Origin of the sequence: Escherichia albertii NBRC 107761 = DSM 17582 (assembly GCF_000759775.1) — a bacterium.
GTDB lineage: Bacteria > Pseudomonadota > Gammaproteobacteria > Enterobacterales > Enterobacteriaceae > Escherichia > Escherichia albertii.
This window is the reverse complement of record NZ_BBMY01000037.1, coordinates 24,902-35,412: the sequence shown is the minus strand read 5'-3', so window position 1 is coordinate 35,412 and position 10,511 is coordinate 24,902. Positions and strand designations below refer to the sequence as shown.

The window sequence follows — 10,511 nt, the reverse complement described above, 5'->3', positions numbered from 1 at the left end:
CCGTATTGGAGATAGTATGTTTAAGAAAGCCTTAGTAATATTAATGCTCCCTTTTTTTTCATATGCGAATGAATTGAGCGTTGAACAAGCGAAAAAAATGCATGAAGAACTAAATACCGATATGCGGATAATGCAGGAGAAAATGCACACCGGCATGATGAGTAATGATCCTGATGTAGCTTTTGCTGCTGGAATGTTACCTCATCATTTAGGTGCAGTTGAAATGGCAGAAATTGAACTTAAATATGGGAAAAATCCCGAAATGATTAAGTTGGCAAAAAATATTATATTAGAGCAAAAAAAGGAGATAAAAGAGATGCAGGAATGGTTAAAGGAAAATAAAATATACCTGACGTGCTTTTATAATGTAACCATATAGTTAATAGGAAATGTTAACTATATGGTTTAAAATAAAAGACTTGGTATAATAAACCATGACAATCTCTTATATAAAAGAGAACATTTGCTTACATTAACAAGAGCCATGAAGAATAAAATCAGACACATCGCTCATGATGTATTGAGTAATTATACAAAGCTATTACGTATAAATAAAGAGGAGTATGATTTACAAAACTCATTGAATTATATAAAATGCGACAGAAAAATTAGAGCAGCCAGGGACTTAAATGTTGATATGGTTTTGGGAGCATCCTTCGAATTATGTTCGGTTCTCATATTTTTCTCTTGTGAATCTGTACATGAAAGTGTGCGGATTAAAATTACTCCTGTTAATGAAAATGATATAAGAGTTATAGTTATTGGATGTAAAAGCTATGTTTTTTATATATCTTCATTTGATTGCGATATATTGGATGTTTGTAACGCCATAAAAAATGATATTCTTGTGAGAATATCGAAAAAACGTATGAAGGCAAGATAAGAACATTAATCTCCAAAATTCATTTTATTATTGGGGTACCATGATGATGGTAATTATAAATATGAAGATATATTGATAATTATAAAACTCTATCAGATATGACACCATTTCATGGTTACTAAGCACTTCAGGTGGCTGGTTCCAGCAACTAAAGATTGCCGGGACAGGAGGACCTAATCTGGAGTTTGTGAGCGGTTGCCGATATCCCATTTTTTGATATTGAATATATCCAAATCAGGTAATGACACAAATTTATGTACAGGTTCATAAAATCCACCTACAGCAGATATTTTCTGCTGTAGACGACTGGAGATTTCATAAATCTGTTTAGCCTCTGCAGCGCGAACAGGGATAAGCAGGTCTGGGGGATTGAGAGTTGTTATATCCCGGTTACTGATAAAGAGAAAAACATGTGTCTCGAAGCTTCTGAGAACTTTATCGCTGTGTGACTGTGCCCATTGTTTATTACTGGCATGCTGGCGTCGTGTAATATGTGCAAAAGAGAGTTGTAAATCAGGGATTATTTTTTTAGCTCTTTTCTATTCTCAAGGGGCAATCTCCTCCGAAATCAGTTTTCTGGCTTCATCCCGTTTTGAACGTGCTTCGGAGAGAGAGGTTTCTGGATACACACCTGGACCAGTTTTTTGCCTTACCCAGAATACGATAATGGAGACGCTAGTAATGGGAACCATCAGGATGTACCAGCAGGAACATGCCAGCCCCGTCAGTGAGTTTATAAGTTGGTGGGTTTTGCTGCCCGGATTTTTGCGTCAGTCAGTGCCATAATCCAGCATTTCTGAATGCATTAAAGAGGGTACAAATTCCGTCGAACTGGGGTATATCCGCAATTATACCCACACAATGAGGTTGATGTTGGGGAGAATCTGGTTGAGTTCGGTAGAATTGATTTGGAGGCGGAATGCTTAAATTGTGGCGTTCTGAAACGAAAAACGGACCTCCGTGGAGGTCCGTTGATATGAATTTGGTGCCCGGACTCGGAATCGAACCAAGGACACGGGGATTTTCAATCCCCTGCTCTACCGACTGAGCTATCCGGGCAACGAGGCGCATTAAACCTGATTCGCCTCGTCTCGTCAATCAAATTTCTTCAATTTACGGCAGACTGCACAATCTATCATCACTTTGCTGCTATTGCACGCATCGTCAGGCAAACCAGACGCTCCAGGTGGCGGAAAGCGGCATTGCCAGAAGTAATGCCGGTAGCATGTTGACCACCGGAAACATTTTTATGCCACAAATGCGCAAACCGGTTGCCAACAGCAGTAATCCGCCTACGGCGCTAAAGTCAGCCATCATTGCAGGAGTGGTCAGCGGCAATATCAGCGTGGCGCAACTGGCAAGGGTTAACTGGATGATCAGTAATGGAATGCTTATTACTGACACCGCAATGCCGAGCGAGCAGGCGAAAATCATCGCAGTAAAGAAATCGAGAAACGATTTGGCGATCAAAATATTCGGATCGCCAGTCATTCCTTCGTTCATTGCACCAAAAATCCCGGTACCGCTGGCACAGAACAGGACGATAATCGCCACAAAATTCTGAATAAATGATTCATGCGTTGGTTTTTTGTGTGGGGAACGAAACAGACTCTGCGCTCGGGTAACAGCGTTATTGATTCCTTTCTCCAGAAAACAAAACTCGCCAATCAGCGCTCCCAACAGGGTGGCTAATACCATAACGGGAAGGTTGGCGCATTTCACTACCAGTAAAATACCAATCCCCAGCGATGCCAGGCCAAAAATGGACGTCATTGAGACACGGATCCGCTCCGGTAAGCGTTGACTCAGCAGAGCGCCAAGAACGCCGCCTGTTAATACTGCACCTGCATTGATAAAGGGACCAATTACCACAAGAGTTCCTGCTAACTGTATTGTCAGATACCCTTATTATGAACGTATTCGCTGCCTGATGGCTTGTCTGGTCGCAAAGTCCTGGCTTGCTCGCTCTGATGAAAGGTGCCATGATTGCGCAAATTTTCCCCTTCCTGTACGGAGTTTGCCTGATGTATGCCGCCTCCTTGCATTCTCCCGCTTTCCGCCATTTTGCGCGAAATGCCTCCCGTGCTGTGACGCTGATTTTCATGCGGTGACGTTAACGCACGCTCACTGCGAGATAACAGTAAAATCAGAGCGCTTCTGCTTTTACTGATGTCCGGCAGTCGGAGCTGGTGACCAGTTTTAGCCACATCTCATGGGGCAGGGTTTTCCACCCTTGCCCGGCATTTTAACTTCCCCGAAACGGGTTTTGCGCTTATGAAATTAATGGGTATTGCCGCCAGTGGCGAACTGGTTTCCCGGCTTTCTACTCATCGCCGTGTGGTGGCGTTGGAAGATACTGATTTTACTGATATTGCGGCAGTTGTTATTACCGCTGCAGATAGTCGTAGCGGCATTCTTACGTTACTTAAGCGTATTGGTTTTCAACTGCCAGTATTTTTATTTTCCGAATATGTGGTCGAGTTGCCAGCGGGCGTCACGGCACTCATCAACGGAAATGAGCAGCATTGGTTGGAACTGGAATCTGCGGCCTGTCGGTATGAAGATAATTTGCTGCCGCCGTTTTATGACACGTTGACGCAGTACGTTGAGATGGACAACAGCACCTTTGCTTTCCCAGGTCATCAACATGGCACGTTTTTTAAAAAGCACCCTGCCGGACGCCATTTTCACGATTTCTTTGGCGAGAACGTCTTTCGCGCCGATATGTGTAATGCCGATGTGAAACTGGGTGATTTGCTTATCCATGAAGGCTCTGCGAAGGATGCACAGAAATTCGCCGCCAGGGTATTTCATGCCGATAAAACCTACTTTGTGCTTAACGGCACCTCGGCAGCGAATAAGGTTGTGACTAACGCACTATTAACGCGTGGTGATCTGGTGTTGTTCGATCGCAACAACCATAAGTCGAATCATCATGGTGCGCTGATTCAGGCTGGTGCGACGCCTGTGTATCTGGAAGCCGCACGTAACCCGTTTGGTTTTATCGGCGGTATTGATGCTCATTGTTTTAATGAAGATTATCTGCGCCAGCAAATTCGCGACGTTGCGCCAGAAAAAGCCGAACAGCCGCGTCCGTTCCGTCTGGCGATTATTCAGTTGGGGACCTATGACGGCACCATCTACAACGCTCGTCAGGTGATCGATACCATTGGCCATCTGTGTGATTACATTCTGTTTGATTCCGCGTGGGTCGGCTACGAGCAATTTATTCCGATGATGGCGGATAGCTCGCCATTGTTGTTAGCGCTTAACGAAAATGATCCAGGTATCTTTGTCACTCAGTCTGTGCACAAACAGCAAGCGGGGTTCTCACAGACTTCGCAGATCCATAAAAAAGATAACCATATTCGCGGGCAGGTGCGTTTTTGCCCGCATAAACGGTTGAATAATGCCTTTATGCTTCATGCCTCTACGAGCCCGTTCTATCCGCTGTTTGCCGCGCTGGACGTTAACGCCAAAATTCATGAAGGAGAGAGTGGGCGTCGGCTGTGGGCAGAGTGTGTCGAGTTGGGGATTGATGCTCACAAGGCGATTCTTGCGCGCTGTAAGCTGTTCCGCCCGTTTATTCCGCCTGTTGTCGATGGCAAATTGTGGTAGGATTATCCGACCTCAGTGTTGGCTTCCGACCGCCGTTTCTTTAGTTTTGAGCCGGGGGCAAAGTGGCACGGCTTTGAGGGATATGCCGAGGATCAGTATTTTGTTGATCCATGCAAGCTGCTCCTGACCACGCCGGGAATCGATGCGCAAACCGGCGAATATAGCGACTTTGGCGTTCCGGCGACGATTCTGGCGCACTATCTGCGTGAAAACGGTATTGTGCCGGAAAAGTGCGATCTCAACTCCATTCTGTTCTTATTAACCCCGGCGGAAAGTCACGAGAAACTGGCGCAACTGGTGGCGGTGCTGGCGCAGTTTGAACAACATATTGAGGATGACTCGCCACTGGCTGAAGTGTTGCCAGGCGTTTATAACAAATATCCAGTGCGCTATCGCGACTATACCCTGCGTCAGTTGTGTCAGGAGATGCACGAGCTGTATGTCAGTTTCGACGTCAAAGACCTGCAAAAAGCGATGTTCCGCCAACAGAGTTTCCCTCCAGTGGTGATGAATCCCCAGGACGCGCATAGTGCCTATATTCGTGGTGAAGTTGAGCTGGTGCGCATTCGTGATGCTAAAGGACGAATTGCCGCAGAAGGCGCGCTTCCTTATCCACCAGGCGTACTTTGCGTGGTGCCAGGAGAAGTCTGGGGCGGGGCGGTTCAGCGTTATTTTCTCGCGTTGGAAGAAGGGGTGAATTTGCTGCCAGGATTTTCGCCGGAGCTACAAGGTGTCTATAGCGAAACCGATGCGGATGGTATGAAACGGTTGTACGGCTATGTGTTGAAGTAAGAATAAAAAAACGGGGCACCTTCTGGCGCCCCGTTTTTCTTTGCGTAATTAGTGGCTAACAGTTTGTGTTCCGGCTGGAACACGAACGTGTTTGTATTTAAACATCGCCATGAATGCGAAGGCCAGAACCACGGAGTAGCCTGCGAAAATCAGCCATACGGTCTGCCAGTCGGTAATGCCGTTTTGGGTGTACATCTCAACAACTTTACCGCTCACGATGCCGCCGAGGATACAGCCGAAGCCGTTGGTCATCATCAGGAACATTCCTTGTGCACTGGCGCGAATTACCGGGCTCACTTCTTTTTCGACAAACACCGAACCAGAGATGTTGAAGAAGTCGAATGCGCAGCCGTAAACAATCATCGACAGCACCAGCAGTACAGTACCGAACGGAGTCGGGTCGCCATAGGCAAACAGACCGAAACGCAGGATCCACGCCACGATACTGATCATCATTACGTTCTTAATACCGTAGCGGCTTAAGAAGAACGGGATTGTCAGGATGAACAGCGTTTCCGAGATCTGCGAAATCGACATAATGATTGACGCATGCTGCACGATGAAGCTGCTGGCGAACATTGGATCTTTGTCGAAGCTGTGCAGGAAGGTATTACCGAACATGTTGGTAATTTGCAGTTCTGCACCCAGCAACATCGAGAAGATGAAGAAAATCGCCATACGCTTATTTTTAAACAGCGCGAACGCATCCAGCCCCAGCAGCGTCGTCCAGCTCTGGTTAGCTTGCTGTTTAGCAACAGGAATATACGGCAGAGTCAGGGTAAACAGAACCAGAACGGCGGAGAGCGCAGCGCCGATATACAACTGCATATGGCTCAGTTCGAAACCAGACAGGCTCACTGCCCACATTGCTATGATAAAGCCGATGGTGCCCCAGATACGGATTGGCGGGAAATCAGTAACGATATCCATCCCCTCATTTTGCAGACGATAGTAGGAGATGGTGTTGATTAACCCAAGCGTTGGCATATAAGCAAACGAGTTAATCAGGATAACGAGGAACATCGCTTCCGGTGTGGTGACCTGCGCCGCTATAAAAAGAGTGATAGCGCCGATGGTATGGCAAATAGCGTATACCCATTTCGCACTCATCCATTTATCGGCCACAATCCCCAGCAATGCAGGCATAAAGACCGCGGCGATACCCAGAGAGCTATAAACTGCACCGATAGAAGCACCGTCGAACTTCAGGGTAACGAACATATAGGAGCCGAGGGTCGTTAGCCAACTCCCCCACAGACAGAACTGCAGAAAAGAGAGGATTTTCAGCTGCAGCTTAAGATTCATGTTAATTTCCTCACATCATGATGCGGATAAGTGTTCTAAAAAGCACATTTGACCGTGCAATATGATGCGATTCTATCAACTTCACTGACTGTTTTTTTGTTACCTGTGACAAATAATTGCAAACATTCCCGATTTGCAAAACGAAATTGTGACGTACGTAACACTTTTGCCTCTGGCATCCTCAGAGGCAAAAGTAGAATTATCGACGGCGCCAGGACTTTTGCGCCGTATTTACCTTATACAGATAGCGACGAGATTCCGCCGAAGGATGGCGGGTCGTCAGCGTCTGATAAACATCGCCCGGTGTCATGGTATTAATAATAGCGGCAGCCTGAATTTTATCATTTGAGAAGACGCGTAAAACGCTGCCTGCGCCGCCGTTATAGGCGGTGATAACGGCATAACGCCGTGACGTTGGGTTATCAATGCCGCCGAGATAAACATTATTCAGCATTGCCAGATACGCGGTGCCGGTATCAATATTGCTGGCAGGATCAAACAAGAAACTGCGGCTTGGCGTGCCGGATTTCCCCTGTGAGCGGAACACATCTTTCCCGGCAGTATGTTGTACCACCTGCATTAGCCCCAGTGCATCGGAACGGCTGACCGCATACGGGTTAAAGGAAGATTCGGTCTGCATGATCGCCAGAATCAGCGACTCATCGACGCCATATTTACGCGATGCCTGACGGACCATACCGAGATATTTGTGCGCACGTTTATCAAGATGGTTCGACACCATGTTAATGGTCACGCTGTAGATGATACGCAGCCCGTTACTGCGACTTTTCAGTCGGTTCTTTAGCAAATAATCGGCGAATTTGCTCGCACGCCCCTCCCAGCGAATGGGCTGCCCGGTGTTATCCACCACCTGACCGTAAAGAAAAGGTTCTTTCGAAATCCTGATATCATCAACATCGGAATAGAGATCGACTGAACCCGGATCGTCACCCATCAGTAACGTTTTGATAATTGCCCGGCGCAAGTGCGCTGCAGGTTCTGTCCCGGCGATGGTTTCGATAGTAATCGTACCGTCATCAAAGTTGATGTGGCTGCGGGTTTGATATTGATCGGTGTATTTCACATAGTCTTTCGGACCAGCGATCACCACTTCTTTGAATCCCCAGATGTTCTCAATATTGTGGGCGAACTGCCCCATCAGGATATCAAAACCGTTGGTATCTTTGACCCAGGCTTCATTATAGGTATCGCCTTTTTTGGTCGTCGAACAGGAGATGAGCAACGGCGCAATCAAAGCCAGCGCAAGATATTTTTTCATCATTCCGGGAATGCGTGTAGTGTTTGTTTTTATGCAATTTGCCGGAGGTGTGCTCCGGCAATGTCTTTTATTTCTTATCTTCCGGCGTATAGCCTTCGATATGCACCTCTTTACCCTCGAACAGGAAATTCACCATTTCCTGTTCCAGCAGCTTGCGGTGCTCGGCATTCATCATGTTGAGTTTCTTTTCATTAATCAGCATGGTTTGTTTATGTTGCCATTGCGCCCAGGCTTCTTTAGAAATCTCGTTGTAGATGCGTTTTCCCAGTTCGCCTGGGTATAGCTGAAAATCCTGACCTTCTGCTTCACGTTGCAGGAAAGTACAAAAAATCGTTCTGCTCATAAATCATCCTCTTTATCGACTCACGCGCTAAACCAGCGCGCCAGTGCGTAACTGCTGTAACAAACGCTCCACGGGAGCCGCTAGGCCAACTGACGGCGGTTGCGCTAAGTTATACCAGAGCGCATTACCTTCATCCATGCAGTCGGTGAATGACGACACGGGAAGCCACATAGGCACAATATCTAAGTGGAAATGGCTGAAGGTATGACGAAATGCGGTTAATTGCGTCAGTTTATCGGCGTTGATTTGCCGTTGCGCCAGCCATTGCCGCAAACTTTCTTCATCGGCAAACTGTGGGAAACAGAACAGGCCGCCCCACAATCCGCTTGGCGGACGTTGCGCCAGCAATACTTCATCATCATGCTGTAATAGCAAAAAGTAGCCCGTGCGCTCCGGCAGCGTCTGTTTTGGTTTTTTGCCCGGATAAAGCGACCAGCTATTATTGGCAGCGGCAATACATCCGTTTTGTAGCGGGCAAAGCGAACATTTCGGCTTTGAACGCGTGCAAATCATCGCGCCCAAATCCATCATCGCCTGATTAAACCGCTCCACGCCGACGGCGGGTGTAACCTGCTCGCTCAAACGCCACAGTTTATTTTCGACCTCTTTTTTCCCTGGCCAGCCGCTTACAGCATAGCATCGCGCCAGCACCCGTTTGACGTTGCCGTCGAGAATCGGAAAGTGCTTACCCAGAGAAAGTGAGAGGATAGCGCCTGCGGTGGAGCGTCCGACGCCAGGCAGTGCCGCGACTTCCTCAAAGGTCTCCGGGAACTTACCGCCGTGTAAGGTGGCAACGTGCTGTGCCGCTTTATGTAGATTGCGCGCGCGGGCGTAATAGCCAAGCCCGGTCCACAAGTGGAGAACGTCGTCCAGCGGCGCATTGGCGAGATCGGTCACCGTCGGGAAGCGCGCCATAAAGCGTTCAAAATAGGGGATAACGGTCGCAACCTGTGTTTGTTGCAACATTACTTCTGAGAGCCATACTTTGTAGGGCGTCTTGTCAATTTGCCAGGGCAGGGTTTTCCGCCCGTATTTATCGTACCAGTCCAGAACCTGGGCTGAAAATTGCGACGCTTGCATGGTCACCGAATTCACTGTTGTTGGGGGCAAGATTGCAGCACAGCAGCGGCAGAGTGTAAACCGGAACTTTCCGCAGTCACGGCCTTATCATGCTTGCATCCGACAACTAACTTTGGATAATGCCCGTTTTCAGAACACTTTCACAAGCGACTAAATCTTTATGAAAAACGACGTCATCTCACCGGAATTTGATGAAAACGGCCGCCCTCTGCGCCGTATCCGTAGTTTTGTGCGCCGTCAGGGGCGACTGACCAAAGGCCAGGAACATGCGCTGGAAAACTACTGGCCGGTGATGGGCGTTGAGTTCAGCGAAGATATGCTAGATTTCTCGACGTTGTTTGGCCGTGAAGCGCCGGTGACACTTGAGATTGGTTTTGGTATGGGGGCTTCGCTGGTAGCAATGGCGAAAGAACGCCCGGAGCAGGACTTTCTCGGCATTGAAGTGCATTCACCGGGTGTCGGCGCGTGTCTGGCCTCCGCGCATGAAGAAGGCTTAAGCAACCTGCGTGTGATGTGCCATGACGCGGTAGAAGTGCTGCATAAAATGATTCCTGACAACTCATTAAGCATGGTTCAGCTATTTTTCCCTGACCCGTGGCACAAAGCGCGCCATAATAAACGCCGTATCGTTCAGGTACCGTTTGCCGGGCTGGTAAAAAGCAAACTGAAGCTGGGGGGCGTATTCCATATGGCGACCGACTGGGAACCTTATGCGGAGCATATGCTTGAAGTGATGTCTTCCATTGATGGTTATAACAACCTGTCAGAGAGCAACGATTACGTACCGCGTCCGGCATCTCGTCCGGTGACGAAATTTGAACAACGTGGTCATCGTCTTGGTCACGGAGTATGGGACTTAATGTTCGAGAGGGTGAAATAATGGCAAAGAACCGTAGCCGTCGTCTGCGTAAAAAAATGCACATTGACGAATTCCAGGAATTAGGATTTTCGGTGGCATGGCGATTCCCGGAAGGTATATCGGAAGAACAGATTGATAAAACCGTTGATGATTTTATCAACGAAGTTATCGAACCGAACAAACTGGCCTTTGACGGCAGCGGATATCTGGCCTGGGAAGGTTTGATCTGCATGCAGGAAATCGGCAAATGCACCGAAGAACATCAGGCCGTTGTACGTAAGTGGCTGGAAGAGCGCAAACTGGAAGAGGTTCGCACCAGCGAACTTTTCGACGTTTGGTGGGACTAAGAAAG

8 protein-coding genes, 1 tRNA gene and 2 pseudogenes are annotated in these 10,511 nt (G+C 47.8%); 4 read left to right on the top strand and 7 right to left on the bottom strand.

The genetic code is table 11. The annotated features are described in order from the left end of the window. Window positions 1-16: 16 nt before the first annotated feature. Window positions 17-379, top strand: a complete 363-nt coding sequence (gene copM / locus EA14781_RS09020) for a CopM family metallochaperone (protein ID WP_000472955.1) — start codon at window positions 17-19, stop codon at window positions 377-379. A 782-nt stretch (window positions 380-1,161) separates the two neighbouring features. On the opposite strand, the pseudogene EA14781_RS24800 reads toward copM, so the two are convergent. From EA14781_RS24800 to EA14781_RS09005, 3 genes and pseudogenes are all read right to left on the bottom strand, one after another. After that, window positions 1,162-1,667 (bottom strand): annotated as a pseudogene (locus EA14781_RS24800) (integrase arm-type DNA-binding domain-containing protein); the annotation flags it as partial. Between the two features lie 199 nt (window positions 1,668-1,866). Next, window positions 1,867-1,942, bottom strand: a tRNA-Phe gene (locus EA14781_RS09010). Between the two features lie 105 nt (window positions 1,943-2,047). After that, window positions 2,048-2,755 carry a DUF554 domain-containing protein gene (locus tag EA14781_RS09005; protein ID WP_000234475.1) on the bottom strand — a complete coding sequence of 236 codons (708 nt, stop codon included), beginning with the start codon at window positions 2,753-2,755 and terminating at the stop codon, window positions 2,048-2,050. Between the two features lie 402 nt (window positions 2,756-3,157). Here EA14781_RS09005 and EA14781_RS08995 point away from each other — a divergent pair. Then, a pseudogene (locus tag EA14781_RS08995) lies at window positions 3,158-5,293 on the top strand (ornithine decarboxylase). Between the two features lie 48 nt (window positions 5,294-5,341). Here the strand turns inward: EA14781_RS08995 and nupG are convergent. From nupG to mutY, 4 genes are all read right to left on the bottom strand, one after another. Further along, window positions 5,342-6,598 (bottom strand): nucleoside permease NupG, encoded by a 1,257-nt coding sequence (nupG, locus tag EA14781_RS08990; protein ID WP_001049794.1) that lies wholly within the window; start codon window positions 6,596-6,598, stop codon window positions 5,342-5,344. A gap of 199 nt (window positions 6,599-6,797) precedes the next feature. After that, the gene (gene mltC / locus EA14781_RS08985) at window positions 6,798-7,877 is read right to left on the bottom strand and encodes a membrane-bound lytic murein transglycosylase MltC (protein ID WP_024164718.1); all 1,080 of its coding nucleotides are present in this window, start codon (window positions 7,875-7,877) and stop codon (window positions 6,798-6,800) included. Between the two features lie 67 nt (window positions 7,878-7,944). Next, window positions 7,945-8,220: an oxidative damage protection protein gene (locus EA14781_RS08980; protein WP_000091700.1), complete on the bottom strand. Its 276-nt coding sequence runs from the start codon at window positions 8,218-8,220 to the stop codon at window positions 7,945-7,947. Between the two features lie 27 nt (window positions 8,221-8,247). After that, window positions 8,248-9,300: an A/G-specific adenine glycosylase gene (mutY, locus tag EA14781_RS08975; RefSeq protein WP_024164719.1), complete on the bottom strand. Its 1,053-nt coding sequence runs from the start codon at window positions 9,298-9,300 to the stop codon at window positions 8,248-8,250. 160 nt (window positions 9,301-9,460) lie between these two features. Here mutY and trmB point away from each other — a divergent pair, with 160 nt between their 5' ends. Further along, the gene (trmB, locus tag EA14781_RS08970; RefSeq protein ID WP_000786927.1) at window positions 9,461-10,180 is read left to right on the top strand and encodes a tRNA (guanosine(46)-N7)-methyltransferase TrmB; all 720 of its coding nucleotides are present in this window, start codon (window positions 9,461-9,463) and stop codon (window positions 10,178-10,180) included. Then, entirely contained in the window at window positions 10,180-10,506 is a 327-nt protein-coding gene (locus EA14781_RS08965; RefSeq protein ID WP_001107555.1) for a YggL family protein, read from the top strand. The genes trmB and EA14781_RS08965 overlap by 1 nt, the downstream gene beginning before the upstream one ends. Window positions 10,507-10,511: the final 5 nt, after the last annotated feature.

What these genes read in the sequence shown, in the direction of transcription:
- copM (WP_000472955.1), top strand. Translation starts at nt 17, where the DNA reads ATGTTTAAGAAAGCCTTAGTAATATTAATGCTCCCTTTTTTTTCATAT.
- nupG (WP_001049794.1), bottom strand. Translation starts at nt 6,598, where the DNA reads ATGAATCTTAAGCTGCAGCTGAAAATCCTCTCTTTTCTGCAGTTCTGT.
- mltC (WP_024164718.1), bottom strand. Translation starts at nt 7,877, where the DNA reads ATGAAAAAATATCTTGCGCTGGCTTTGATTGCGCCGTTGCTCATCTCC.
- EA14781_RS08980 (WP_000091700.1), bottom strand. Translation starts at nt 8,220, where the DNA reads ATGAGCAGAACGATTTTTTGTACTTTCCTGCAACGTGAAGCAGAAGGT.
- mutY (WP_024164719.1), bottom strand. Translation starts at nt 9,300, where the DNA reads ATGCAAGCGTCGCAATTTTCAGCCCAGGTTCTGGACTGGTACGATAAA.
- trmB (WP_000786927.1), top strand. Translation starts at nt 9,461, where the DNA reads ATGAAAAACGACGTCATCTCACCGGAATTTGATGAAAACGGCCGCCCT.
- EA14781_RS08965 (WP_001107555.1), top strand. Translation starts at nt 10,180, where the DNA reads ATGGCAAAGAACCGTAGCCGTCGTCTGCGTAAAAAAATGCACATTGAC.